This is a genomic window from Pseudomonas sp. Z4-7 (genome assembly GCF_051131965.1).
In the GTDB taxonomy this organism is placed as follows: Bacteria; Pseudomonadota; Gammaproteobacteria; order Pseudomonadales; family Pseudomonadaceae; genus Aquipseudomonas.
The window spans coordinates 5,837,548-5,863,124 of record NZ_CP071642.1 but is presented as its reverse complement, the minus strand read 5'-3'; the positions used below and the strand labels follow the sequence as shown (position 1 = coordinate 5,863,124).

The 25,577-nt window shown below is 61.0% G+C and carries 26 protein-coding genes and 1 other RNA gene; 16 read left to right on the top strand and 11 right to left on the bottom strand.

What is annotated here, in order from left to right:
* The first annotated feature begins 9 nt into the window (after positions 1 to 9).
* Positions 10 to 156, top strand: a complete 147-nt coding sequence (locus tag J3P91_RS26425; protein ID WP_305498028.1) for a hypothetical protein — start codon at positions 10 to 12, stop codon at positions 154 to 156.
* A 32-nt stretch (positions 157 to 188) separates the two neighbouring features.
* Here the strand turns inward: J3P91_RS26425 and J3P91_RS26420 are convergent, their stop codons facing one another.
* The 4 genes from J3P91_RS26420 to J3P91_RS26405 all read right to left on the bottom strand — a co-directional run bounded on the left by J3P91_RS26420 (position 189) and on the right by J3P91_RS26405 (position 1,647).
* The gene (locus tag J3P91_RS26420; RefSeq protein WP_434571030.1) at positions 189 to 794 is read right to left on the bottom strand and encodes a 5-formyltetrahydrofolate cyclo-ligase; all 606 of its coding nucleotides are present in this window, start codon (positions 792 to 794) and stop codon (positions 189 to 191) included.
* A 119-nt stretch (positions 795 to 913) separates the two neighbouring features.
* Positions 914 to 1,093, bottom strand: a non-coding RNA gene (gene ssrS, locus J3P91_RS26415) — 6S RNA.
* A gap of 30 nt (positions 1,094 to 1,123) precedes the next feature.
* Positions 1,124 to 1,441 (bottom strand): cell division protein ZapA, encoded by a 318-nt coding sequence (locus J3P91_RS26410; RefSeq protein ID WP_039590276.1) that lies wholly within the window; start codon positions 1,439 to 1,441, stop codon positions 1,124 to 1,126.
* Positions 1,438 to 1,647 (bottom strand): TIGR02449 family protein, encoded by a 210-nt coding sequence (locus J3P91_RS26405; RefSeq protein WP_003177365.1) that lies wholly within the window; start codon positions 1,645 to 1,647, stop codon positions 1,438 to 1,440. The genes J3P91_RS26410 and J3P91_RS26405 overlap by 4 nt, the downstream gene beginning before the upstream one ends.
* Positions 1,648 to 1,777: 130 nt before the next feature.
* Between J3P91_RS26405 and J3P91_RS26400 the strand changes: the two genes are divergently transcribed.
* The 8 genes from J3P91_RS26400 (at position 1,778) to gcvH (ending at position 10,852) form a co-directional block, all read left to right on the top strand.
* The gene (locus J3P91_RS26400; protein ID WP_047226083.1) at positions 1,778 to 2,332 is read left to right on the top strand and encodes a YecA family protein; all 555 of its coding nucleotides are present in this window, start codon (positions 1,778 to 1,780) and stop codon (positions 2,330 to 2,332) included.
* 27 nt (positions 2,333 to 2,359) lie between these two features.
* Positions 2,360 to 3,694: a Xaa-Pro aminopeptidase gene (pepP, locus tag J3P91_RS26395; RefSeq protein ID WP_434602196.1), complete on the top strand. Its 1,335-nt coding sequence runs from the start codon at positions 2,360 to 2,362 to the stop codon at positions 3,692 to 3,694.
* Entirely contained in the window at positions 3,691 to 4,878 is a 1,188-nt protein-coding gene (gene ubiH / locus J3P91_RS26390; protein ID WP_434571034.1) for a 2-octaprenyl-6-methoxyphenyl hydroxylase, read from the top strand. Before pepP ends, ubiH begins: the two co-directional genes overlap by 4 nt.
* 61 nt (positions 4,879 to 4,939) lie before the next feature.
* Positions 4,940 to 6,157 (top strand): 2-octaprenyl-3-methyl-6-methoxy-1,4-benzoquinol hydroxylase, encoded by a 1,218-nt coding sequence (locus J3P91_RS26385; RefSeq protein WP_434574065.1) that lies wholly within the window; start codon positions 4,940 to 4,942, stop codon positions 6,155 to 6,157.
* A 200-nt stretch (positions 6,158 to 6,357) separates the two neighbouring features.
* Positions 6,358 to 7,362 carry an extracellular solute-binding protein gene (locus tag J3P91_RS26380; protein ID WP_434602195.1) on the top strand — a complete coding sequence of 335 codons (1,005 nt, stop codon included), beginning with the start codon at positions 6,358 to 6,360 and terminating at the stop codon, positions 7,360 to 7,362.
* Between the two features lie 187 nt (positions 7,363 to 7,549).
* A complete protein-coding gene (locus tag J3P91_RS26375) occupies positions 7,550 to 9,172 on the top strand; it encodes an ABC transporter permease (RefSeq protein WP_434602194.1) in 1,623 nt (540 codons plus the stop codon).
* A gap of 161 nt (positions 9,173 to 9,333) precedes the next feature.
* Positions 9,334 to 10,416, top strand: coding sequence for a glycine cleavage system aminomethyltransferase GcvT (gcvT, locus tag J3P91_RS26370; RefSeq protein ID WP_434602193.1), 1,083 nt, complete (start codon positions 9,334 to 9,336; stop codon positions 10,414 to 10,416).
* 52 nt (positions 10,417 to 10,468) lie between these two features.
* Positions 10,469 to 10,852, top strand: a complete 384-nt coding sequence (gcvH, locus tag J3P91_RS26365; protein ID WP_434602192.1) for a glycine cleavage system protein GcvH — start codon at positions 10,469 to 10,471, stop codon at positions 10,850 to 10,852.
* A 170-nt stretch (positions 10,853 to 11,022) separates the two neighbouring features.
* Here gcvH and J3P91_RS26360 read toward each other — a convergent pair whose 3' ends face one another.
* The 3 genes from J3P91_RS26360 to J3P91_RS26350 form a co-directional block, all read right to left on the bottom strand.
* Positions 11,023 to 11,343: a DUF2388 domain-containing protein gene (locus J3P91_RS26360; protein ID WP_186707601.1), complete on the bottom strand. Its 321-nt coding sequence runs from the start codon at positions 11,341 to 11,343 to the stop codon at positions 11,023 to 11,025.
* A gap of 85 nt (positions 11,344 to 11,428) precedes the next feature.
* On the bottom strand, positions 11,429 to 13,213 hold the full coding sequence (locus J3P91_RS26355) for a GspE/PulE family protein (protein ID WP_305498037.1): 1,785 nt from the start codon (positions 13,211 to 13,213) through the stop codon (positions 11,429 to 11,431).
* A gap of 151 nt (positions 13,214 to 13,364) precedes the next feature.
* A complete protein-coding gene (locus tag J3P91_RS26350) occupies positions 13,365 to 13,703 on the bottom strand; it encodes a hypothetical protein (RefSeq protein ID WP_434602191.1) in 339 nt (112 codons plus the stop codon).
* A 126-nt stretch (positions 13,704 to 13,829) separates the two neighbouring features.
* Here J3P91_RS26350 and J3P91_RS26345 point away from each other — a divergent pair, with 126 nt between their 5' ends.
* On the top strand, positions 13,830 to 14,300 hold the full coding sequence (locus tag J3P91_RS26345) for an Lrp/AsnC family transcriptional regulator (RefSeq protein WP_434571043.1): 471 nt from the start codon (positions 13,830 to 13,832) through the stop codon (positions 14,298 to 14,300).
* 125 nt (positions 14,301 to 14,425) lie between these two features.
* Here J3P91_RS26345 and J3P91_RS26340 read toward each other — a convergent pair.
* Together J3P91_RS26340 and J3P91_RS26335 are read right to left on the bottom strand one after the other, a co-directional pair.
* Positions 14,426 to 15,795 (bottom strand): IS3 family transposase gene (locus tag J3P91_RS26340; RefSeq protein WP_434605130.1). Its coding sequence is split into 2 segments (ribosomal slippage): positions 14,426 to 15,319 and positions 15,322 to 15,795, totalling 1,368 coding nucleotides; the frame shifts between segments, so codons are not numbered across the junction.
* An 85-nt stretch (positions 15,796 to 15,880) separates the two neighbouring features.
* Complete coding sequence (locus J3P91_RS26335; RefSeq protein WP_434602190.1) at positions 15,881 to 17,248, bottom strand: inorganic triphosphatase; 1,368 nt, start codon at positions 17,246 to 17,248, stop codon at positions 15,881 to 15,883.
* A 159-nt stretch (positions 17,249 to 17,407) separates the two neighbouring features.
* On the opposite strand from J3P91_RS26335, the gene argE reads away from it, so the two are divergent.
* The 3 genes from argE to J3P91_RS26320 all read left to right on the top strand — a co-directional run bounded on the left by argE (position 17,408) and on the right by J3P91_RS26320 (position 21,743).
* Positions 17,408 to 18,565 (top strand): acetylornithine deacetylase, encoded by a 1,158-nt coding sequence (gene argE, locus J3P91_RS26330; protein ID WP_434602189.1) that lies wholly within the window; start codon positions 17,408 to 17,410, stop codon positions 18,563 to 18,565.
* 132 nt (positions 18,566 to 18,697) lie between these two features.
* Complete coding sequence (argA, locus tag J3P91_RS26325) at positions 18,698 to 19,996, top strand: amino-acid N-acetyltransferase (protein WP_434571047.1); 1,299 nt, start codon at positions 18,698 to 18,700, stop codon at positions 19,994 to 19,996.
* Between the two features lie 418 nt (positions 19,997 to 20,414).
* Entirely contained in the window at positions 20,415 to 21,743 is a 1,329-nt protein-coding gene (locus J3P91_RS26320; RefSeq protein WP_434602188.1) for an OprD family outer membrane porin, read from the top strand.
* 84 nt (positions 21,744 to 21,827) lie between these two features.
* Here the strand turns inward: J3P91_RS26320 and hepT are convergent, their stop codons facing one another.
* Both hepT and mntA read right to left on the bottom strand, forming a co-directional pair.
* A complete protein-coding gene (hepT, locus tag J3P91_RS26315) occupies positions 21,828 to 22,256 on the bottom strand; it encodes a type VII toxin-antitoxin system HepT family RNase toxin (protein WP_305498042.1) in 429 nt (142 codons plus the stop codon).
* A complete protein-coding gene (gene mntA, locus J3P91_RS26310; protein WP_434602187.1) occupies positions 22,246 to 22,641 on the bottom strand; it encodes a type VII toxin-antitoxin system MntA family adenylyltransferase antitoxin in 396 nt (131 codons plus the stop codon). The genes hepT and mntA overlap by 11 nt, the downstream gene beginning before the upstream one ends.
* Before the next feature lie 333 nt (positions 22,642 to 22,974).
* Between mntA and J3P91_RS26305 the strand changes: the two genes are divergently transcribed.
* The 3 genes from J3P91_RS26305 (at position 22,975) to J3P91_RS26295 (ending at position 25,574) form a co-directional block, all read left to right on the top strand.
* Positions 22,975 to 23,613, top strand: coding sequence for a peroxiredoxin (locus J3P91_RS26305; protein WP_434602186.1), 639 nt, complete (start codon positions 22,975 to 22,977; stop codon positions 23,611 to 23,613).
* Between the two features lie 310 nt (positions 23,614 to 23,923).
* A complete protein-coding gene (ssuE, locus tag J3P91_RS26300; protein WP_434602185.1) occupies positions 23,924 to 24,517 on the top strand; it encodes an NADPH-dependent FMN reductase in 594 nt (197 codons plus the stop codon).
* 91 nt (positions 24,518 to 24,608) lie between these two features.
* Positions 24,609 to 25,574, top strand: coding sequence for a sulfonate ABC transporter substrate-binding protein (locus J3P91_RS26295; protein WP_434602184.1), 966 nt, complete (start codon positions 24,609 to 24,611; stop codon positions 25,572 to 25,574).
* Positions 25,575 to 25,577: the final 3 nt, after the last annotated feature.

Below are 25,577 nucleotides of genomic sequence, written 5' to 3'. Positions count from 1 at the left end.
GGGCAATCGATGAAACGCAAACCGGATTTGTTGTGGGTCCTGGTCATTCTGTTCGGCCTGGGTGTCGTCACCACGGGTTATGCCCAGAGCTTATGGGCCAACAAAAATGATGCACCGATGGAAATCACCCAGCCCGCGCCCGCACTCAAGCGCTGAGCCGTCTTCTGGACGCCGCTGTTTCGCGGCGTCTAGCTCGCCAGATACCAACGCCTGTCACTGACCGTTCCCTGTAACGGTACATCCCAGCTTGCCTGCGCCAATCGTTCGACCTTCTGACACTCATGGGCCAGGCCCAGCAACGTCGGCTTGCGCCATTGTTTGCGTCGCGACAGATACGCCAGGCTGCGGTCATAGAAGCCGCCGCCCATGCCCAGGCGTCCGCCGGCATCGTCAAACCCCACCAACGGCAGCAATACCAGGTCCAATGTCCAGACTTTGCGCTGCCGGGCGATATTCTTGCGTGGTTCCGGGATGCGGAAACGATTAGGGCGCATTTTTTCGCCGGGATGGATCCGCTGGAACACCATCCTGGTCTGCGGCCAGGGACTGAGTACTGGCAGATAAGTCGCCTTGCCCCGACGTTGGGCGGCGCGCAGCAGCAGGCGTGGGTCGATCTCACCGTCGTTGGGCAGGTACAGGGCGATGTGTCTTGCGCGGCGAAACAGCGGATGCTGTGCCAGTTGCCGATAAAGCCCGTGGGCGGCTTGCCGTTGCTGGGCCGGGGTCAGGGCACGACGGGCCTGGCGTAGCAGGCGGCGAAGTTGTGGGCGGGTCGGCAACGCAGGTTCGGTCATATCGATGCTTCGCGAGACGGTGACATCGGCACAGCGTAACCGCAAACGGCGGGACCAGAAAACGCCAAACGCCAGAAACGACAATGCCAGTCATGATGACTGGCATTGTTTCAAGAATCAGGCTCCCCGGATGAACCGCTGTCGGCTTAGCCCTTGAACCCGAAAGTTCAAGGTGGAAGTTGCAGGAGGCGTTAAGGCTTTCCGTCAAGCGGACATGCACACCGGCCCCAACGTGCAACCCCCGTGGTTGTGCGTATCGGCTCAGGGACATCACCAACTGGCAAGCACCCCAGGGAGTGACGCAAGTATACCCCAGGCTGCCTCGCGAATCAGCCCTTGCTGACGTCCGGATCGGTAGCCAGTACCAGATCCACCCGATCGAGCAGGTCGCGGACCTGTTCACGGGTCGAGCCGCTGACCTGTACGTCCGGCGTATCCTGGCGGTGCAGCAGGTCGTGGGTAATGTTCAAGGCGGCCATCACGGCGATGCGATCGGCGCCGATGACTTTGCCGCTGCTGCGGATCTCGCGCATCTTGCCATCCAGGTAACGGGCGGCGCTCACCAGGTTGCTGCGCTCTTCCTGGGGGCAGATGATCGAATACTCTTTATCGAGGATCTGCACGGTAACGCTATTGCTTGAACTCATGAGTCTTGCTCCAGGGCCTTGAGGCGCGAAATCATCGATTCGACCTTACGCCGGGCGATTTCGTTTTTTTCAATGAGGTGCGCGCGTTCCTCGCGCCAGGTTTTTTCCTGAGCTAATAGGAGTCCGTTTTGGCTCTTAAGTTGCTCGACCCGGTCAATTAGCAGCTCGAGTCTGGCCATCAGCGCTTGCAGGTCGGTGTCTTCCATTGTGTCCACTGAAGAATGTGTCTGATGGAGGGATTTGGGTCGCACAGCCTTTAATGGTCTTGGCGAGTCTGTCGATGTAGGATACAAGGCCTCCATTCTAGACATAGCGCCGTCTGGCGCCTAGCTGCCCATGCCCATTCAGAATTCTCCGTACCAAGCCTTTGCCACCCTGCTGAGCACCAGCGGCCACCCTGTCTCGCCCGCCGAACTGCATGGCCTGCTGCTCGGCCGCAGCTGTGCCGGCGCCGGTTTTGATGCCGACGGCTGGTTGGCCGACGCCGCCGAACTGCTTGAAGGCGAGCCGGCGGACAACGTGCGCAACGCGCTCATCGGCCTGCAGGAAATGGTCAAGGGTGAATTGACCAGTGACGACATGACCGTCGTCCTGTTGCTGCCCACCGATGACGCGCCGCTGGCTGAACGCGCCGCTGCGCTGGGTCAGTGGTGCCAGGGTTTCCTGGCAGGCTTCGGCCTGACCCGCCGCGAATACGCCTTGAGCGATGAAGCCAAGGAAGTGTTGCAAGACCTGGCGGCCATCTCCCAGGTGCAGGACGCCCTGGAAGAATCCGACGACGGCGAGAGCGACTACATGGAAGTGATGGAGTACCTGCGGGTCGCGCCGTTGCTGCTGTTTACCGAGACCAAAAAAACCGCTGAACCGGCTGCCAAGCCGTCCCTGCACTGATCGCTTGAAAGGGAACACCGTCTGCCCATGATTCATATCCCGAAGTCGGAATACAGCCGTCGCCGCAAGGCCTTGATGGCGCAGATGGAACCCAACAGCATCGCAATCCTGCCCGCCGCCGCCGTTGCGATCCGCAACCGCGACGTCGAGCACGTCTATCGCCAGGACAGCGACTTCCAGTACCTCAGCGGCTTCCCCGAGCCGCAAGCGGTGCTGGTGCTGATGCCCGGTCGCGCTCACGGCGAGTACATCCTGTTTTGCCGCGAGCGCAACGCCGAACGTGAACTGTGGGATGGCTTGCGTGCTGGCCAGGAAGGGGCGATCCGGGACTACGGCGCCGACGACGCGTTTCCCATCACCGACATCGACGACATCCTGCCGGGCCTGATCGAAGGTCGCGACCGGGTCTATTCGGCCATGGGCAGCAACCCCGAATTCGACCGGCACCTGATGGAGTGGATCAACGTGATTCGCTCCAAGGCCCACCTTGGTGCCCAGCCGCCGAACGAATTTGTTGCCCTGGATCATCTGCTGCACGATATGCGCCTGTATAAATCGGCGGCGGAAGTGAAAGTGATGCGCGAAGCGGCGCGGATTTCCGCCCAGGCGCACATCCGCGCCATGCAAGCGGCACGCCCCGGGCTTTACGAATACAGCCTGGAAGCCGAGCTCGACTACGAATTTCGCAAGGGCGGCGCAAAGATGCCGGCCTACGGCTCCATCGTTGCGGCGGGGCGTAACAGTTGCATCCTGCATTACCAGCAGAACGACGCGCCGCTCAAGAATGGCGACTTGGTGCTGATCGATGCCGGTTGTGAAATCGACTGCTACGCCAGCGATATCACCCGTACCTGGCCGGTCAGCGGCAAGTTTTCGCCCGAGCAGAAGGCGATCTATGAGGTCGTGCTGGCGGCCCAGGAAGCGGCGTTCGCTGAAATTGGCCCGGACAAGCATTGGAACCAGGCCCATGAAGCTACGGTCCGGGTCATTACCGAGGGCCTGGTGCGTCTCGGGCTGCTGGAAGGCGAGGTGGACCAGTTGATCGCCAGCGAAGCCTACCGGGCGTTCTACATGCACCGTGCCGGTCATTGGCTGGGCATGGACGTGCACGACGTCGGTGAGTACCGGGTCGGTGGCGAATGGCGCGTGCTGGAGGTTGGCATGGCCTTGACCGTGGAGCCGGGCATCTACATTGCCCCGGACAATCGCAGCGTAGCGAAGAGATGGCGCGGCATTGGCGTGCGCATCGAGGATGACGTGGTGGTGACCAAGACCGGTTGTGAAATCCTGACCCGCGGCGTGCCGAAAACGGTCGTCGAGATCGAGGCCCTGATGGCCGCCGCACGGACTCAAGCGGCATGAGCCGGGTCAACGTGGCGATCATTGGTGGCGGCCTGGTCGGCGCGAGCCTGGCGCTCGCCTTGCAGGCAGGCGCCAAGGCCAGGGGGTGGAAGATCATGCTGATCGAGCCGTTCGCCCCCGGCGACACCTGGCAGCCGAGCTATGACGCGCGCTCATCGGCGCTCTCCTTCGGTGCGCGACAAATTTATCAGCGCCTGGGCCTCTGGCAGGAAATTTCCCGCCGCGCAGAACCGATCAAACAGATTCACGTTTCCGACCGCGGACGGTTTTCCACCGCACGGTTGTCCGCCATGGAGGAGGGCGTGCCGGCCCTCGGCTACGTGGTGGAAAATGCCTGGCTCGGCCAATGCCTGTGGCAAGGGCTGGACAAGGACGTGGTCAGCTGGCGCTGCCCGGCGCAAGTCACCCGGATGGAGCCGCTAGTCGGTGGTTATCGTTTGACGCTGGATGACGAAACCACGCTGGAATGCGACCTCGCCGTACTGGCCGACGGTGGACGCTCCGGACTGCGTGAGCAGTTGGGCGTCGGTGTGCGCAATCGCCCTTACGACCAGAGCGCGTTGATTGCCAACGTCACCCCCAGCGAAGCCCACAACGGCATGGCTTTCGAACGCTTTACCGACGATGGCCCGATGGCCTTGTTGCCGCTGCCGGAAAATCGTTGTGCGTTGGTCTGGACTCGCCAGGGCATGGATGCGCAACGGCTGGCAGCCCTCGACGAGCGTAGTTTTCTCAGTGAGCTACAGAGTGTGTTCGGCTATCGCCTCGGCACGTTGAAGCAGGTGGGTGCGCGACACCTTTATCCGCTGGCGCTGGTGGAAGCCGAAGAGCAGGTACGTCCGCACCTGGCGATCCTCGGCAATGCTGCCCATAGCCTGCATCCCATAGCGGGGCAGGGCTTCAACCTGTCCTTGCGTGACGCGCAGGCACTGGCCGATGCATTGCTCGGGAGCGACAGCACGCCCGGCGACTTCTCTGTATTGCAAGCCTATCGCGAGCGCCAGCGGATGGACCAGGCCCTGACCGTCGGCTTCTCCGACCAGGTCACGCGGCTGTTCAGCAGCGATCTGCCGCTGGTATCCGTGGGCCGCAATCTCGGCCTGCTGGGCCTTGACCTGCTGCCCCCGGCCAAGCGCTGGTTCGCCCGCCAGGCCATGGGCTTGGGGACTCGCCCCGATGCTTGATACGGCTTATCCCTTTCACCGGCGGCTCATGTCGCCAGCAGCACAGGCTTAAAGCATGGAATTGCGCGCAGATCTGTTGATTGTCGGTGCCGGCATGGTCGGCAGCGCCCTGGCGCTTGCGTTGCAGGGCAGCGGCTTGCAGGTGTTGTTGCTCGACGGCAGCCCGCTGAGCGTCAAGCCCTTTGATTCCCAGGCAGCGTTCGAACCCCGGGTCAGCGCCCTGTCGGCGGCCAGCCAGCGGATTCTCGATCGTCTGGGCGTCTGGGACGGTATCGTCGCCCGACGCACCAGTCCCTACACCGACATGCATGTCTGGGACGGTAGCGGCACGGGGCAGATTCATTTTTCCGCCGCCAGCCTGCATGCCGAAGTGCTTGGCCACATCGTCGAGAACCGCGTCGTTCAGGATGCACTGTTGGACCGGTTGCATGACTGCGACCTGGGGCTGCTGGCCAATGCGCGCCTGGAGCAGATGCGCCGCTCCGGCGACGACTGGCTGTTGACCCTGGCTGACGGGCGCACCTTGCGCGCGCCACTGGTGATTGCCGCCGACGGGGCGAACTCCGCCGTGCGCCGCCTGACGGGGGTCGCCACTCGCGAGTGGGACTACCTGCATCACGCGATCGTCACCAGCGTGCGCTGCGCCGGACCTCATCGCCAGACCGCATGGCAACGCTTCACCGACAATGGTCCGCTGGCCTTCCTGCCACTGGCGCGCGACGGCCAGCAGGACTGGTGCTCGATCGTCTGGTCGACCACGCCTGGCGAAGCGCAGCGCTTGATGACACTGGATGACGGCGCTTTCTGCGCCGAACTGGAGCGGGCTTTCGAGGGCCGGCTAGGCGCGGTGCTCGGCGCCGATCCTCGCGTCTGCGTACCGCTGCGCCAACGCCACGCCAAGCGTTACGTGGCCGAAGGGCTGGCGCTGATCGGCGATGCGGCGCATACCATCCATCCCCTGGCCGGACAGGGCGTCAACCTGGGTTTCCTGGATGCCGCGGTGTTGGCCGAGGTGCTGTTGCAGTCCGCAGGGCGTGGCGAGCGGTTGGCCGATCTCAAGGTGTTGAGCCGCTATGAGCGGCGGCGCATGCCCCATAACCTGGCGCTGATGGCGGCGATGGAAGGCTTCGAGCGGCTGTTCCAGGCCGATCCATTGCCGGTGCGCTGGTTGCGTAATACCGGTCTGAAGCTGGTAGACCGCATGCCGGAAGCCAAGGCGCTGTTCGTACGCGAGGCGTTGGGGCTGACCGGGGATTTGCCGGATCTGGCCAAGGTCTGAGAAAGGCTTATCGCGAGCAGTCTCGCTCCCACAGGTTTCACCGGATCAAATGTGGGAGCGAGCCTGCTCGCGATGAGGCCGGAACATCCCCCCATCCTATCTGTGCAACATTTGGAAACGTGTCTACCCACTGTTCGATTGTGGTGCTAAATGTGAGTCCTTATCATTTGCGCTCTGTTCACAATCGAGAGACCGCTACCATGTCGGCCACCAAACGCCTGCTGTCCGCCCTCGCACTGACCCTGATCGGCACTTCCGTCGCCCAGGCTGCCGATGAGGTGGTGGTCTATTCGTCGCGCATCGATGAGCTGATCAAACCGGTTTTCGATGCCTACACCAAGAAGACCGGCGTCACGGTGAAGTTCATCACCGACAAGGAAGCGCCCCTGATGCAGCGGATCAAGGCCGAAGACAAAAATGCCACCGCCGACCTGCTGCTGACCGTCGACGCCGGCAACCTCTGGCAAGCCGAGCAGATGGGCATTCTGCAGCCGTTCACCTCGCCGGTAATCGATGCCAACATTCCCCCTCAGTATCGTGCGTCGTCCCACGCCTGGACCGGCCTGAGCCTGCGTGCGCGGACCATTGCCTACTCGACTGACCGGGTCAAACCGGGTGAGCTGACTACTTACGAAGCGCTGGCCGGCAAGGAATGGGAAGGCCGCTTGTGCCTGCGGACCTCGAAAAAGGTCTACAACCAGTCGCTGACCGCGACCCTGATCGAAACCCATGGTGCTGAAAAAACCGAGGCGATCCTCAAAGGCTGGGTCAGGAACCTGTCCACCGACGTATTCTCCGACGACACCGCGCTGCTTGAGGCGATCAATGCCGGCCAGTGCGACGTTGGCATCGTCAACACCTATTACTACGGTCGCCTGCACCAGCAGAAGCCAGACTTGAAGGTCAAGCTGTTCTGGCCGAACCAGGCGGACCGTGGCGTGCACATCAACCTCTCGGGTATCGGCCTGACCAAGCACGCGCCGCACCCGGACGCCGCGAAAAAACTGGTGGAATGGATGACCACGCCTGAAGCGCAAAGCATCTTCGCCGACGTGAACCAGGAATTCCCGGCCAACCCGAAAGTCCAGCCGTCCAAGGAAGTCGCCGCCTGGGGCCAGTTCAAGGCCGATACGCTGCCGGTGGAAGTCGCGGGTAAACGCCAGGCCGAAGCCATTCGCCTGATGGATCGTGCCGGCTGGAACTGAGACGATCCCTTTCAGCTCATTGACGACCCGTGGCGAGGGAGCTTGCTCCCGCTGGGCTACGCAGTAGCCCCAAAGCCCCAGATCATGCCCCGGCATATAGGTCCTGGCAGATATCCCGGGAGGGCTTCGCCCTCCAGCGGGAGCAAGCTCCCTCGCCACATGACCGTTTGTCTTACGAGAGTTTTCCTTGACCCACCCCGCCCAACGCCGTTGGTATCCCCTGGTCTTCGCCGTCGCTGCGCTGGTGCTGTTGCCGTTGAGCGTGCTGCTGCTGTCCTGGCAGAGCATCGATGCGCAGATCTGGTCCCACTTGTGGGAGACCCAGATGCCGCGCCTGCTGGGTAATACCCTGACGCTGATCCTGGGTGTGGGTGTCGGCGTGACGTTGTTGGGGGTCAGTCTGGCGTGGCTTACCAGCCTTTGCGAATTTCCCGGTCGGCGCTGGCTCGATTGGGCGTTGATGTTGCCGTTCGCGATTCCCGCCTACGTGCTGGCGTTTGTTTTCGTCGGCCTGCTGGATTTTGCCGGCCCGGTGCAGACCCTGATGCGCGAATGGTTCGGCAGCGGCTTGCGCCTGCCCCGGGTGCGCTCGACCGGTGGGGTTATCCTGGTGTTGGTGCTGGTGTTCTATCCGTATGTCTATCTGCTCGCGCGAAGCGCCTTCCTGGCCCAAGGCAAGGGATTGATGGAAGCGGCCCGGGTCCTCGGCCAATCGCCCTGGCAGGCGTTCTGGCGGGTGGCGCTGCCGATGGCCCGACCGGCGATCGGCGCTGGCGTGGCGCTGGCGCTGATGGAAACCCTGGCGGATTTCGGCGCGGTGTCGGTGTTCAACTTCGACACCTTTACCACCGCCATCTATAAAACCTGGTACGGCTTCTTCAGTCTTTCCAGCGCCGCCCAACTGGCCAGCCTGTTGCTGCTGGCGGTGATGGTGGTGCTCTACGGTGAGCGCCGTGCCCGGGGAGCACAGCGGGCCAGCAACGAACGGCCCCGGGTCAAGGCGCTTTACCACTTGCACGGTTTCAAGGCGGTGGCGGCCAGCAGCTGGTGCCTGTTGGTTTTCGCTTGCGCGTTCGTCATTCCGGTGCTGCAACTGGTGGTGTGGTTCTGGCAGCGCGGTCGGTTCGACCTGGACGAGCGTTATGCCGGGTTGATCATCCATACCCTCTATCTGGGCGGCCTGGCGGCCCTGGTCACCGTCTGCGTGGCCTTGCTGCTGGCGTTCGCCCGTCGCTTGGCGCCGACCCGCCCGATCCGCGCCGGTGTCGGCCTGGCGAACCTGGGTTATGCCTTGCCGGGTTCAGTGCTGGCGGTGTCGATCATGCTTGCGTTCAGTTATCTGGACCGTGAATTGGTCATTCCGCTATCGACCCTGCTCGGCGGGGCGGGCAAACCGTTACTGTTGGGCAGTTTGTCGGCGTTGCTGCTGGCCTACCTGATACGTTTCCTGGCCGTGGCCTACGGTCCGCTGGAAAGCAGCCTGGCGCGGATTCGTCCGTCATTGCCCGAGGCCGCACGAAGCCTTGGCGTCAGTGGGCCACGACTGTTTTTCAAAGTGTATCTGCCGTTGCTACTCCCTGGCACGTTGAGCGCGGCGTTGCTGGTGTTTGTCGATGTGCTCAAGGAAATGCCCGCCACCCTGCTGATGCGCCCGTTCGGCTGGGACACGCTGGCAGTGCGGGTCTTTGAGATGACCAGCGAGGGGGAGTGGGCACGGGCTGCATTGCCGGCGCTGACCCTGGTGCTGGTCGGGCTGTTGCCGGTCATCGGATTGATACGGCGCTCGGCTCATCGACGCGTTCTGAATTAATTGAGAGCGGCTCCAGGTGCCAGTGCCATGGCATGCGGATACAATGCGCGGCATTCGGTGCGGTCCGTCCGTCGGACCGGGTAGCTGAGGGCGCTTTTTTTCAGGCGTTCGTGCTGTGCAGTACCCGTCCGCACCTTCGCCACGCCCGGAAGGAGAAACCCATGGGACAGCGTACGCCTCTGTATGACCTGCATCTCGCCCTTGGCGCGAAGATGGTCGATTTTGGCGGTTGGGATATGCCTTTGCACTACGGCTCGCAGGTCGAGGAACACCATCAGGTGCGCCGCGATTGCGGTGTGTTCGATGTGTCCCACATGACCGTGATCGATGTTGCCGGCCCCCAGGCCAAGGCCTGGCTGCAGCGCTTGCTGGCCAATGACGTCGATCGCCTCCAGAACACCGGCCGTGCGCTGTACAGCACTATGCTCAATGAGCGTGGCGGCATTGTCGATGACATGATCATTTACCGGGTCGAGGAGGGTTACCGGCTGGTGTTCAATGCCTCGACCCGCGACCAGGACCTGGCCTGGATGCAGGCACAGCTCGGTGAATATGATGTGCAACTGCACGAGCGTCCCGAAATGGCGATGCTGGCCATCCAGGGGCCGCAGGCCCGGCACAAGATTGCCGAACTGGTCACGCAATCACGCGGCCAATTGATCCAGCAGCTCAAGCCCTTCGAAGGCCGTGCCGACGGTGACTGGTTCATTGCCCGTACCGGCTACACCGGTGAAGATGGTTTGGAAATCGTCCTGCCGGCCCATGAAGCCCCGAGCTTTTTCAACGATCTGGTGGGCGCTGGCATTCCTCCCATCGGCCTTGGAGCTCGCGATACCTTGCGCCTGGAAGCGGGCATGAACCTCTATGGCCAGGACATTCACCAGGATGTTTCGCCGCTGGCCTCCAACATGGCCTGGAGCATCGCCTGGGAACCTGCGAGTCGCCAGTTTATCGGCCGCTCGGCGCTGGAAGCCGAACTGGCGGCTGGCGTGCAGCACAAACTGGTCGGGCTGGTACTTGAGGAGCGTGGTGTTCTACGCGCTCATCAGGTGGTCCGTATCGCCAATGTTGGCGAAGGAGAGATCACCAGTGGTAGTTTTTCTCCTACGCTTAGCAAGTCGATTGCCCTGGCACGTGTTCCGATGGCCACCGCCGACCGTGCCGAGGTGGAAATTCGTGGCAAGTGGTACCCGGTACGGGTGGTCAAGCCGACCTTCGTCCGCCATGGCAAAACCCTGATCTAACCTTTTGCGGCGGGCCGCCGGCCGCTGACACTTTCTCTTGAGGACACAGAATATGAGTGATATCCCCGCCGAACTGCGTTTTGCCGAAAGCCACGAGTGGGCCCGCCTGGAAGCCGACGGTACCGTCACCGTAGGCATCAGCGACCATGCGCAGGAAGCTTTGGGCGATGTGGTGTTTGTCGAGCTGACCGAGGTCGGTAAGGTTTTTGCTGCTGGTGATCAGGCTGGCGTGGTGGAGTCGGTCAAGGCCGCTTCCGACATCTACGCCCCCATTGCCGGCGAAGTGATTGCGATCAATGAAGAGTTGGGCGGCTCGCCGGAGCTGCTGAACTCCGATCCGTACGGCGCCTGGATCTTCAAGCTCAAGCCAAGCGACAAGGCCGAGTTGGACAAGTTGCTCGATGCTGCCGGCTATAAGGCTGCTATCGGCGAGTAACACTTGATGCCTGTGGGAGCGAGCCTGCTCGCGAAGGCGATAAATCAGCAACATCGAGGTTGGCTGACACACCGCTTTCGCGAGCAGGCTCGCTCCCACGTTGGTTTGTGAGATGTCCGTCGGGCAAAAAAATGCCGCTCAATCGAGCGGCATTTTTTATCGGCCGGACATCATTCCTGGGCGACGGCGTTTTTCGCCAGGATCGCGTTGGCCAGTTCCATGTCGGTGGCTTGCAGGCCTGGGTTGTCGGCACGGACTTTCTGCATCGCGGCTTCCAGGTAGGGGCCACGGATGCCGCCGTCACTGGCGACGAAGCTGCCGGCGTCGTCCTGGGCGGCGACGATCAGCTTGTTGTCCTTGAAGGTCAGGTAGGTAGAACCGGTGGTCGCACCGGATGAGATGACGTTACGCCAAAACGTGTCGGCCATTGCCGAGCCAACAGGAAGAGAAAGCAAGGCCAGGGTCGCGACAGCAAGTTTGAGACGCATGATAGGTGACTCCACAGGGTTAACTATGACTTTGGATTGCCGCAGCCTCGATTCAGTTCCATGACCCGCAGTCAGCCCTCGCCACGCGCTACTTCTGTTCACTCTGTGGCGTCACCCGCAGTACTTCTTCGACCGTGGTCAGGCCCGCCGCTACCTTTTGCGCGCCCGAGAGCCGCAGGCTGCGCATGCCTTCCTTGAAGGCCTGGCGGCGCACGGCGAGCAGGTCGGTGTCTGGGTGGATCAGGCCTTTGACGCTGTCGCTCAACTGCATGATCTCGTACACCCCGGCCCGCCCCCGGTAGCCGGTATCGCGGCATTCCGAGCAGCCGACAGCCTGCTGGGCGTTGGTCGGCAGCGGGGCCTGCCAGGGCCTCGTCAGGGTTTGCCAGTCATCTTCATCCAGGGTGATGGGCGCCTTGCAATGCGGACACAACGTACGCACCAGGCGCTGGGCCATGACCCCGAGCACTGTGGCCTTGATCAGGTAATGCGGCACGCCGAGCTCCAGCAGGCGGCTGATGGCGCTCGGCGCGTCGTTGGTGTGCAGGGTCGAGAGGACGAGGTGTCCGGTGAGGGCTGCCTGGATCGCCATTTCGGCGGTTTCCAGGTCACGGATCTCGCCGATCATGATGATGTCCGGGTCCTGCCGCATCAACGCACGTACGCCCGCCGCGAAAGACAGCTCGATGTTGTGCTGGACCTGCATCTGGTTGAACGAGGCCTCGACCATCTCGATCGGATCTTCGATGGTGCAGAGGTTCACTTCCGGCGTCGCCAGTTTTTTCAACGTCGTGTAGAGCGTCGTGGTCTTGCCGGACCCGGTGGGGCCTGTGACCAGAATGATGCCGTTGGGCTGGCGGGTCATGTCCTGCCAGCGACGCAGGTCGTCGGCGGAGAAGCCCAGCTGGTCGAAATCCTTGAGCAATACTTCCGGATCGAAGATCCGCATCACCATTTTTTCGCCGAACGCGGTCGGCAAGGTCGACAAGCGCAATTCCACTTCGTTGCCGTCGGGAGTCTTGGTTTTGACGCGACCATCCTGGGGCTTGCGCTTTTCCGCGACGTTCATGCGCCCCAGGCTTTTCAGGCGACTGATGATCGCCATCGTCACCTGCGGCGGGAACTGATAGACGGTGTGCAGCACCCCGTCGATGCGAAAGCGTACGGTGCCCTGCTCCCGGCGCGGTTCGATGTGGATATCGCTGGCCCGCTGCTGGAAGGCGTACTGGAACAGCCAATCGACAATGTTGACGATATGGGCGTCGTTGGCGTCCGGCTCCTGGTCGCTGGCGCCGAGGTTGAGCAGTTGTTCGAAGTTGGTCAGGTTGCTCGGTTGCTGATCGACGGTGGTAGCGCCGCTGACGGATTTGGCCAGGCGATAGAATTCCACGCTCAGGCGCTGGATATCCACCGGGTTGGCGACCACCCGCCTGACCGGCAGCTTGAGCACGTGGGTCAGGTCGGCTTCCCAACTGCTGACGTAAGGCTGGGCACTGGCGACGGTGACGGCGTCACGGTCAACCGCCACTGCGAGAATCTTGTGACGTTGCGCAAAGGCATAGGACATCAGCGGCGTAACGGCCGCCACGTTGATCTTCAACGGGTCGATGCGCATGTAGGGCTGGTCGGCCTGCTGGGCCAGCCACAGCGTCAGGTTCTCAAGGTCCAGGCGCTTGCCGGGTCGGCTGAGGTCGTCCAGGTGCTGGTTGGCGATGAACTCCAGCGGGTGCAACTGGCTGTTGGCGTTATGCCGGCGCCGAGCGTTGAGCGCGGTTTCGGCTGAATCCTGGCTGATGAGGCCCTGGGCGACCAGTTGGCGGAGCAGATCGTTAAGGTCCAGCCAGCGATCCTGAGTGGCGTGTTTGGTGGACATGGGCGTTCGGGTTCCTATTGGACAGTTGCAGCAAAGCCGCGATGCAGACGCTTCGGCGTCCCGGCTTGTTGTGCAAAAGAATAGTCCCGACCTTATGGACCGTTGGGCCACTACCCGACCAATGCGTTTCCAATTCTTGCCTGCGCCCCCCTCAACCGGCCGCCAGAACCCGTCCGGCCCGCGTGATATCTGCGTCCTGCAGGTCCACAGAGCACATGCTGATCAGGTTACGTAATTTTTCAGCAATGACCTGGGCACGGTGCCAGCTCAGCCCATCCAGGACAATGTCCAGCGTCAGCAGATCGTCTTGACGCTCGACGTGGACCTGCTGTGGCGTCAGGCCCTGCAAGGCGAACAGATTCAATGCTCGACACAGCACGTCCGGCTCGGCTTCGGCCTGCATCTGATAATGCACGCGGCAATGGGCGTTGGCGGCGTGCCAGGCGTCGGCGCGGGTCGGGGCGGTGGATACGGTTGCGAGTGAGTGCATGTTCGGTCTCCTGGAGGTCGGGAGAAATATTTACATGCGCCGGAGGGTATTTCTTACCTAAGATGAGCTATTTCGAACCTATGTTGAATAAACTGATTCGCATATCGGAAAACTACAGGTTTATTTATGCACAATGAGCTGGATAGCTTCGACCGCAGGATACTGGCGTTGCTGCAAGAGGATGCTTCGCTGTCCAGCGCGCAGATCGCCGAGCAGGTTGGCTTGTCCCAGTCGCCCTGTTGGCGTCGGATTCAGCGGATGAAGGAGGAGGGGATCATTCGGGGACAGGTGACGCTGCTGGACCGCAAGAAAATCGGCCTGAACACGCAGATCTTCGCCGAAATCAAGCTCAACGCCCACGGTCGCTCGAATTTCACCGAGTTCACCGAGGCGATCCGCGGGTTTCCCGAGGTGCTGGAGTGCTACGTGCTGATGGGGTCGGTGGATTTTCTGCTGCGCATCGTCACGGCGGACATCGAGGCGTATGAGCGATTCTTTTTCGAAAAGCTGTCGATGGTGCCGGGGATTCAGGAGGTGAACTCGATCGTGGCGCTGTCGGAGATCAAGTCGACGACGAGTTTGCCGGTGGTGCGCTGAGCTTGTTTTTGCGATGTTTGGGCTGGCCTCATCGCGAGCAAGCTCGCTCCCACAGTTGATCTTCAGCGGCCACAAAATCTGTGTGCAACGCTGGACCCTGGACTGACCCCAAAATGTTGGACGGTCTACTGCCACATGCCCACGGATTGAGTCCTGTATTCCACAGGGCTCAGTCCACCGAGCTTCGATTTGATCCGCTCATGATTGTAATAACTGATGTACTCGTCCAGCCCTACATTCAGCTCTTCCAGATTTTCAAAGCGTTTTAGGTAGAAAAACTCGGATTTCAGGGTGCCAAAAAAACTCTCCATCGCCGCGTTGTCGAGGCAATTTCCCTTACGTGACATGCTCTGCTTTATGCCGCGTTGCTTCAGTGCATGCTGATAGCGAGGTTGCTGATACTGCCAGCCCTGGTCAGAGTGCAGCAGCAGATGAGACGGCCCTTGCAGGCGCTCGAAGGCCTTTTCCAGCATTCCGGTCACCAAGGCAAAGCATGGGCGCGGGGCGGTTTCATAGGCGATGATCTCGCCGTTGTACAAATCCATTACCGGCGATAAATAGAGCTTCTTTGATCCGACTTTGAATTCGGTGACGTCCGTTACCCATTTCTGATTGGGCCGTTGCGCGACGAAATTACGCTCCAGAAGATTCGCCGCGACGGTTCCAACTTGCCCTCTATAAGATCGATACTTTTTTGGGCGCACCAAGGATTTAAGGCCCATGCGGTCCATCAGGCGCTGAATCATTTTTTCACTGACCGACTCTTTCTTTTGAAGTGCCAAAGCGATGCGGCGATAGCCAAATCGCCCTTCGTGCTGGTCGTAGAGGTCGCGGATCTTCGTTTTCAGCGAGGCATATTTGTCAGGTTTCTGAAGGGCGCTGACCTGGTAATAGAACGTGCTGCGGGCCAGGTTGGCTAACTTCAGCAGACTGTCCAGAGGAAACCTGGATCTCAACGCCATTACGGAGATGGTTTTTTCCCGGGGCGACTCCTCTTCGAAGCCTCCCTTACCTCTTCGAGCTTTTTTAGGTAAGCGTTCTCCATACGTAGGTATTCGAGTTCGGCCTTCAGTTGCTCTCGGCTCTTCGAATCGTCGTCCACGGGTTGGGAGTGATCAGGGACAGGCGTTTTTTTGGGCATGACAACAGCCTTTTTTCTCTTGGGTACGATCAGGGCAGGAAGACTGCCACTGTAGTACTGCCGCTCCCAAATGCCCACCTGCGAGGACTGACCGAGCCCGAACCGCGCGGCGACTTCCCGATGTGAGAGCCGCTCTTTTTGCATGCATTGGATGACTGAGCGTTTAAAGGCCGCGCTGTAATGGTGACCATGCGATTGCAGCCCAGCACTGCCTCGAGCCTGATAGGTGGCGACCCAGCGCCGAAGCAGGCTGCAGTCGATCAAGTAGCGGTGAGCTACCTTTCGAAAGCCTTCATTGCCATTGATATAAGCCTCAATCGCCGTAATTTTGAACTGAAGCGAAAATTTGCCCATGGAAACACCGCCAAAAGTCAGGTTGGTGTCCAACTTTTGGGGTGCAGTCCACCCTGTGGGAGCGAGCTTGCTCGCGATGGCGATCTTACAGGCGCAGCAAAGTCTTCCAGGCCCGATTCTGGTAAACCGCAATCGCCTGTTGCTTGCGCGCATCCAGGAGCTCGTCGGTGATCGGTTCGTTGGCCAATTGCGCCAGCTTGTTCAATTCGCCGTAAAGCCGGTCCATCTCAGGAATTTCCAGCACCTGGCGGGCATGATGCAGCCAGGCCTGGATACGTTCGATGCGCGGCAGTTGCTCGGCCAGGTCTTCCGGCTGTTGCTGGTAGCGTTGCAGTTGCAGCGACGAAGCTTCTTCGCTGAGCAGGCGCGGCAGCCAGCTGCCCAGTTGCGCCGCGCCCTGGCGATTGCCGCGGGTGTTGCGGTCGGCGGTCCAGCTGCGGGCCAGCAACCAACGCGAAGCTTCAAGAGAGAAGAGGCCCCAGCGCGGGTCCTGCAGCTCTTCGAGGAATTGCTCCGGCGCCGCCTTGCGCACGTCTTCGTCGTCGAGGCCGGCCTGGACCAGGGGACGCCAGTCTTCCAGCAGCGCATCCAGGGCGACGCGCAGATCATGGGTCGATTGACGCGGCGCGGCCTGGCCGAGGCTGCTGAGCAATGCGCGCAGTTCGGCGAGGTTTTCCACCCAGTCCTGCAGCAGGCGCCAGTGGCCGTTGAAACGATATTGTTCGGCCAGGCGCTGGCTGCTGCCCAGCAAATGCCAGCTCAATGCGCCAAAAGCATCGTCCAGCGGCGTTTCGGCCGTCAGTTGCGGAGCCGGCAGGCTCAGGGCGTAACTGCTCGCATCATGCAGGCGATAGCCACGTTCAGCCTTGCTGATGTCGCAAGGCATCAAGGGCAGGGTCGCGGCCAGTTCGGCGGCCAGTTCCAGAAGGGCGGCGGGTTCGCCTTCGCGCAGTTCCAGTTCCAGCTCGCAGATTTCTTCCTTCTGCTTGCCGACCACCACGTGGCCCAGGTCCAGGGCGGCCTCGATGACCACCTTGCTTTTGCCACGGCCCCAGGCAATTTCGGCGCGCTCGCGGACGAAATCGGTGGTGAAGATTGCCTTGAGGGTTTTTTTGTCCAGGTCCGCCAGTGCCTCGGGCCAGCATTCGCCTTCGAGCTTCTTCAGGTCAAGCTTGGCCTTGGGCAGGTGCCAGTCGTATTCGTTGCGCTCGGACAGGCCGGCAACGCTCTGGCCGCGGGTCTTGAGGGTCTGGATGACTTCTTCGCCATCGCGACGCAGGCGCAGGGCGACCTTGGCCCGGGCGAGGTCACGTTCCGGCGTGTCGAAGTACTGGTTCATCAATTCGTGGCGTTCCCAGCCACTCTTGTTGCGTTTTTTCAACAGCGGATGCTCGCGCAAGGCTGCCAGGGTCTCGCGGCTGACGCGGAGTTTGATTTCGGTTTCTTTCTGCATGGCCGGAAAATCCAGGAATCGGGTGCGCAGCCGGGGGAAGATGTGGCTGCCAGGGTCGTGCAGTGTACAGGACTCGTCGGTCCTCCGCGCCGAACGGTTCCATCCTTGCTCTCGATGGTTCTATGATGGACCCCCAATTTGTAAGCCCGGGAGCCAGCGATGCCTTTGCCGTCCATGAAAGATCAGTTCGCTGCCCTGATCGCCGCGCCTTCGGTCAGTTGTACCCAGCCCAAGCTGGACCAGTCCAACAGCGCCGTGATCGAGCTGCTGGCAGGCTGGCTGTCGGAACTGGGATTCTCCTGTGATATCCAGCAGGTCAGCCCCGGCAAGTTCAACCTTCTCGCCAGCTTCGGCACGGGGCCCGGCGGGCTGGTGCTGGCCGGGCACAGCGACACGGTGCCGTTCGATGGCGCGTTGTGGCAGACCGACCCGCTCAAGCTCACCGAGGTCGACGGGCGCTGGGTGGGCCTGGGCAGTTGTGACATGAAAGGTTTTTTCGCCCTGGCCATCGAAGCGGTGCGGCCGTTGCTGGACCAGCCGTTCAAGCAGCCGTTGCTGATCCTCGCCACCTGCGATGAAGAAAGCTCCATGGCGGGCGCCCGTGCCCTGGCCGAGGCCGGGCGGCCGCTCGGACGCGCGGCGGTGATAGGCGAACCGACGGGGCTGAAGCCGATCCGCATGCACAAGGGCGTGATGATGGAGCGTATCGACATCCTCGGGCGCAGCGGCCATTCCTCCGACCCGAGCCTGGGCCGCAGCGCGCTCGAAGCGATGCACGACGCCATGGGCGAGCTGCGTGGCCTGCGCCTGCAATGGCAGCGTGAGTTCCGCAATCCACAGTTCACCGTGCCGCAGCCGACCCTCAATTTCGGCTGCATTCATGGCGGCGACAATCCCAACCGGATCTGCGGCCAATGCTCCATGGAGTTCGACCTGCGCCCACTGCCGGGCATGGATCCAGAGGTGCTGCGGGCGGCGATCCGGCAGAAGCTCGACCCCATCGCCGAACGCCACCAGGTGAAGATCGACTACGCACCGCTATTCCCCGAAGCGCCCCCGTTCGAGCAGGCCGAGGACGCCGAGCTGGTGCGGGTGGCCGAACGGCTCACCGGGCATCGTGCCGAAGCAGTGGCGTTCGGCACCGAAGCGCCTTATCTTCAGCGCCTCGGTTGCGAAACCCTGGTATTGGGGCCTGGCGATATCGCCTGCGCTCACCAGCCTGGCGAATACCTTGAAATGTCACGTTTGCAGCCTACCGTGCAGCTGTTGCGGCAGTTGATCGGCCATTACTGCCTGACACCGGCCAGCGCCGGTTAAATTGTCCGCTTGCGGACCCGTATTCATGAGGAGAGCGCGCGTGTCGCCAAGCCTGTTCCGACGATAACCACCAGCCCGCTGTGCGTTCCGCTTCGTCTTTTTTAGGCTGTTATTTATTACAGGCCCAGGTTCATGCCCGAATACGTCAATTGGCTTCGTCACGCTTCGCCCTATATCAACGCCCACCGCGATTGCACCTTCATCGTCATGCTGCCTGGCGACGGGGTGGAGCACCCCAACTTCGGCAACATCGTCCATGACCTGGTGTTGCTGCACAGCCTCGGCGTGCGGCTGGTGCTGGTGCACGGTTCGCGTCCGCAAATCGAGACCCGCCTCGCTGCCCGCGGCCTGACGCCGCACTACCACCATGGCATGCGCATCACCGATGCCGCGACGCTGGAATGCGTGATCGACGCGGTCGGCCAGTTGCGCATTGCCATCGAGGCGCGCCTGTCGATGGACATGGCTTCTTCGCCGATGCAAGGCTCGCGGTTGCGCGTGGCCAGCGGCAACCTGGTTACCGCGCGGCCGATCGGTGTGCTCGAAGGCGTGGATTATCACCACACCGGGGAGGTGCGTCGGGTCGACCGCAAGGGCATCAACCGGCTGTTGGATGAGCGCTCGATCGTTCTGCTGTCGCCGTTGGGCTATTCACCGACCGGGGAAATTTTCAACCTGGCGTGTGAAGACGTTGCGACCCGGGCGGCCATCGATCTGGCCGCCGACAAACTCCTGTTGTTCGGCGCCGAGCAGGGCCTGATCGGCGAGGATGGGCGGCTGGTTCGCGAGCTGCGTCCGCAACAGGTCCCGGCTCATATGCAACGCCTGGGCAGTGACTACCAGGCCGAGCTGCTCGATGCGGCGGCGCAGGCCTGCCGGGGCGGCGTGGCGCGCAGCCACATCGTCAGCTATGCCGAGGACGGTGCGCTGCTGGCCGAACTGTTTACCCGCGATGGCAGCGGCACGCTCGTGGCCCAGGAGCAATTCGAGGTGGTGCGCGAAGCCGCCATCGAGGATGTCGGCGGCTTGCTGGACCTGATCAGTCCTCTGGAGGAGCAGGGCATTCTGGTACGGCGTTCCCGCGAGGTGCTGGAGCGCGAGATCGAGCAGTTCAGCGTGGTCGAGCGCGAAGGCATGATCATCGCGTGCGCGGCGCTGTACCAGATCGCCGATTCGGATGCCGGGGAACTCGCCTGCCTGGCCGTGAATCCGGAATACCGCCACGGTGGCCGGGGCGATGAGTTGCTGGAGCGGATCGAAACCCGGGCCCGCGCCCAAGGGCTCAAGACCCTGTTCGTGCTGACGACCCGGACCGCACACTGGTTCCGCGAGCGCGGCTTCGAGCCCAGCAGTGTCGACCGCCTGCCGGCGGCGCGGGCTTCGTTGTACAACTATCAGCGTAATTCGAAAATCTTCGAAAAATCGCTGTAAACAACCCGCCTATCCCATCACGCTGCCGCGACTTTCTTGATTTCAGACCATCAGCGACTAGTCTGGAGAGCCTCAAGATCGCGGCATGCGCACGCATTGGCATGTCGCGCGCGAGGCCCGACGAAACACCATTCAGGAATCCACGGCGTCGCCGATAAGCCGAGTCAGGGCTTGATGACGCTTTGATGGCAAGCATATGTCGAAACGAGCTGAAAACTGGTGAAACAATTCTTTTTGGATTTATAAAGAATCCTTTATTCTTCCGGCCGGTGTCGCGGGGTTAGACCATGGTCGTAGTCCGAAAGGGTTACGGTTGACTTGCCAGTCACGGTCTGGCGCTAATCGCGCATCCGCGGATTCCGGGCGTTCGAACCGGAACCAAAGACACACAAGAATTAGAAAACGAGAGGAGCGATACATGAAGAAGTCCACCTTGGCCCTGGCTGTGGCCGTTGGGGTAATGGCGCAGCAGGCAGGCGCCGCCGGTTTCATCGAGGACAGCAAGGCGTCCGTCAGTTCTCGCACCATGTACTTTGACAACGACAACCGTGAAGGCGCTGAAGACCAGCGTGAAGCGGCGACCGGCCTGAAGTTCGACTACAAGTCCGGCTTCACTCAAGGTGTCGTTGGTTTTGGTATCGACGCCCAGGCGATGGTTGGTCTTCACCTTGATGGTGGTAAAGGTCAGCGTCCAGACGCCAATAACTCCTTCTCGCCAAGTGACTCCGACGGGTCCGCGGAGCACAGCTGGAGCCGTGGGTCGGCCAACGTAAAGGCGCTTTTCTCCAAGACCGAGGCCCACCTGGGTGGTGCTCTGCAGCCGAACCTGCCGATCCTGGTCGCCAACGATGGCCGTCTGCTGCCGCAAACCTTCGAAGGTGGCACTATCACCTCCAAGGACCTGGACAACGTGACGTTCAACGCCGGTCAACTGGAGCGCGCCGTAGGCCGTGCCGGTACCAACAGCACGGGCTTGGCAGTGGCAGGTGGTACCGAGGACAGCAACCAGTTCCGTTACGCCGGTGCTGACTGGAAAGTCACCAAAGACCTGACCCTGCAGTACTACTACGCCAACCTGCAGGATTACTACAAGCAGCACTTCCTGGGTGCGGTACACGTTTTCCCGATCAGCGAAGGCCAGTCGTTCAAGACTGACCTGCGTTACTTCGACAGCAGCTCGGATGGCCGTAACGGCGACCCAGGCTATCGCTTCAACAACAACGGCGGTTATGCCAAGAACCCGGGCGAGGTCGATAACAAGACCTGGAGCGCCATGTTCACCTACACCCTGGGTGGCAGCGCGTTCCTGTTGGGTCACCAGCAAGTTGGCGACGATGGTGGCTTCGTCTACATGAACCAGGGCAACCTGCTCAATGACAGCGGCCGCAACGAAGGCGCCGGTGGCTCGAGCTTCTACCTGTTCACCGACAGCATGATCCATCAGTTCGTCCGTGCGGGTGAGAACACCACCTTTGGTCAGTACTCGTACGACTTTACCGGCCTGGGCGTCCCTGGCCTGAAGGCAGCGATTGCCTACCTGCACGGTGACGACATCAAGTCTGCTACCGGCGGAAGCGAAACTTCCGAGTGGGAACGCGACATGCGCCTGGACTACGTCGTCCAGCAAGGCCCGCTCAAGGGCTTCGGCACTACCCTGCGTCATGGCTCCTACCGTGGCAGCAGCACCGGTATCGCCGACCAGGATCAGACCCGCCTGATCTTCAACTACACTTACAACTTCATGTAAGACGTAGCGAAGTAAAAAAGCCCCGCCCGGCAGCACGCCGGGCGGGGCTTTTGCGTTTTTGGCTCAGCGAGACGGATAGAGTCTTTATCCCTTGGACTGCGTCGCGTCCTTGCGCAAGATGTACGCGCTGAACCCGAGGAAATCGTCCAAGTGCCCGGTAATGATTGCGATCATGATCGGCAGTTGCAGGGCTTGATAGTCATGCACGGCGATGTTCCTGAAGCCCACCATGTTCTTCAGGTTTTTCACCAGGCCTTCCTCCAGCCAGCCACCTTGCAAAAGCAGCTCGAATGTATCGCGAGCACTTTGCGGAACACCCAGCCGCTCACGTCGAATCAAGTGCTGTCCCATGTCCAGTGCCGCTTCACACGCCCGTTGGATGTTCAGGACTGCCGAGTCCTGGCGAGTGAAATCGGTGGCAAACGTAGCGGGATCTTTCTCGTATTCTTCCCGCACCCTGGCGACGCAACGCTCGATACTTGCTGCCTTGTTGATCAAAACATCATCGGCCATACACGCTGCCTTCTTCCTGAATATCCTTGAGCAAACCTGCCCGAGCCTCATCCAGAGCGGTTTTTTCGCTGAGAATGAAACATTCATACAAACCCGCCTGTACGTCTCTGGCCCAGAGCCGCTGGCCTCGGGTCACGATCTGGTATTGCATGACGGTCGTTGCCGCGCGTAGATCGATCAGGTCCACCGGAGTGCCAGCGATATCCGCCAACTCTCCTGAGAGCTGCCACAGCGAAACAGGGTCGACCTCGCCGGACACGAGCACCGCCAGATCGACGTCGCTGTCAGGTCCCGCGGTGCCCTGTGCATGGCTACCGAACAGGTAAACCGCCAGCAGCCCAGGGAGATGGTGATGCAGATGAGTCAGCAAGGCTTGAGTGTTCATGCTGCCTATCCTAGCCGCTCATCCTGAAATCGCCGCAATAATTTGCGGAGTGCAGATGCAGAAAAAAAAAGCCCCGCCCGGCAGCACGCCGGGCGGGGCTTTTGCGTTTCGGGTCCGGCCCACCCCTGTAGCCTTCCCCGAACCTTCTCCTCTTTCCAGCAACTCGAGGCCTTCTCGAAACCTCGACAATGATCTTGGTCCGATATACGCCAAGGCGCCAATGAACAATTTTTTATATTCCATCAAGATCTAGCCAAATGGGTATTCATTCTTTTTCAAGCAATGAAAAGCGGTGCACAGTTGGGCCACAACTACTCAACCAGGAGCTGCACCATGAGCCTCAGACTCGGCGACGTCGCCCCCGATTTCGAACAGGATTCCAGCGCCGGCAAGATTCGCTTCCATGAATGGCTCGGTGATAGCTGGGGTGTGTTGTTCTCCCATCCAGCGGATTTCACCCCGGTGTGCACCACCGAGCTGGGCCTTACCGCCAAGCTCAAGGATGAATTCGCCAAGCGCGGCGTCAAGGCCATTGCCCTTTCGGTAGACCCGGTGGACTCGCATCACAAGTGGATCGAGGACATCAACGAAACCCAGAATGCCGTGGTCAATTTTCCGATCCTGGCCGACGCCGACCGCAAGGTGTCCGACCTCTACGACCTGATCCACCCCAACGCCAGCGACACGTTGACCGTGCGTTCCCTGTTCGTGATTGACCCGAACAAGAAGATCCGCCTGACCATCACCTACCCGGCGAGCACCGGACGCAACTTCAATGAAATCCTGCGGGTGATCGATTCCTTGCAGCTGACCGACAACTACAAGGTCGCCACGCCGGCCAACTGGCAGGATGGCGATGAAGTGGTGATCGTGCCGTCGCTCAAGGATGAGGAGGAACTCAAGCAGCGCTTTCCCAAAGGCTATCGCGCCGTCAAACCATACCTGCGCCTGACTCCGCAGCCCAATCGCTGAGGCAAAACCAGAACCAGAACCTGTGGGCGAGCCTGCTCGCGAAGGCGGTCGATTAGCCAGTATTGAGGTCGAGTGACACACCGCTATCGCGAGCAGGCTCGCTCCCACAGTTGATCTTCTGTGCATCAAGGGTTTTGGCCGTTTCGACGGCCTTTTTTTATTGCCTCAAGGAAAGCTGACCGTATATCTCTAAAATGCATAACCAAATGAACAAATATGATTTAAAGATATATGAATGCCCTGTTATGGTTTGCTCCATACAGCGAGATCGCCCACCGCGAATCGCACGTGAATTCAAGGAATGGTTGGCATGTTGGTTGTCTCGCTCGGCGGCAGTCCCAGCCAGCGCTCCCGATCAGGAGTGCTGCTGGAGCGCTCGCAACATTGGTTGCAGCAGCAAGGTGTGGAAGTGGTGAGCTATCAGGTGCGTGATTTTCCCGCCGAGGATCTGCTCCATGCCCGCTTCGATAGCCCCAAGGTACTGGACCTGCTGGCCCAGATCGAAAACGCCGACGGCCTGGTGATCGCTACGCCTGTCTACAAGGCGTCTTTCTCCGGCGCGTTGAAAACGGTACTGGACCTGCTGCCCGAACGCGCGCTGGCCCATAAGGTAGTGTTGCCCATGGCGACAGGCGGCAGCATCGCCCACATGCTGGCGGTGGACTACGCCCTGAAGCCGGTGTTGTCGGCGCTCAAGGCCCAGGAAATGCTGCATGGGATTTTCGCCGAGGACAACCAGATCGCTTACGGCGAAGGCAGCGCCCAGGCGCAATTGGCGCCGGCCCTGCAGCAGCGTCTGGACGAGGCGCTTGGACAGTTCTACAGCGCCATGGCCCGGCGGCCCAAGCCGCTGGATCCCAGCGTATTGAACGAACGTCTGTTGAGTGCTCGCTGGAGCATCTGACTCGTTACATCGCTGATTCAACTCCACCTTACTCAGCCGTCAACGGCCAAGCAGGTGCAGCCAAAACCCCACAGCAAAAAGGAGAGGCGCCATGCGCACTGTCATTTTGCGTCGCGGGCTGGTCGCTCTGTTTGCTGCGGCTGTGTCCTTCGGCGCCATCACCCAGGCTCAGGCCGAAACCTTGCGGATCGGCTATCAGAAGTACGGCACGCTGGTTCTGCTCAAGGCCAAGGGCACCTTGGAAAAACGCCTCGCCGCCCAAGGCGTCGACGTGCAATGGACCGAATTTCCCGGCGGCCCGCAGCTGCTGGAAGGCCTGAACGTAGGCTCGATCGATTTTGGCGTGACTGGCGAAACCCCGCCGGTGTTTGCCCAAGCGGCAGGCGCGGATTTGCTTTATGTCGCCTACGAGCCACCGGCGCCGAACAGCGAGGCTATCCTGGTGCCCAAGGGCTCGTCGATCCAGTCGGTGCAGGAGCTCAAGGGCAAGAAAGTCGCGCTGAACAAAGGCTCTAACGTTCACTACCTGCTGGTACGCGCGCTGGAAGATGCCGGCCTGAAATATTCCGACATCCAGACGGTTTTCCTGCCGCCGGCGGATGCCCGTGCCGCGTTCGAGCGCGGCAGCGTGGACGCCTGGGTAATCTGGGACCCGTACCAGGCAGCCGCCGAACAACAGTTGCAGGCACGCACCCTGCGTGACGGCAAGGGCATCGTCGACAACCACCAGTTCTATCTGGCGACCAAACCTTACGCGCAAAAAAATCCCCAGGTCATCACGACGTTGGTGGAAGAGGTGCGTGCAGTTGGGGAGTGGTCCAAGGCCAACCCTGAAGACGTGACCCGACAGGTCTCGCCGCTGCTCGGCCTGTCGGCGGATATCACCCTGACGTCGGTGAAACGCCAAGGCTATGGGGCTCTGTTCCTGACGCCGGAGGTGGTCGCGGCGCAGCAGAAAATCGCCGACAGCTTCTATCAGCTCAAATTGATTCCCAAGCCCTTGAGCATCAAGGACGTGATCTGGACGCCGCCGGCGGCCGTTGCGAACGCGCAGTAATTC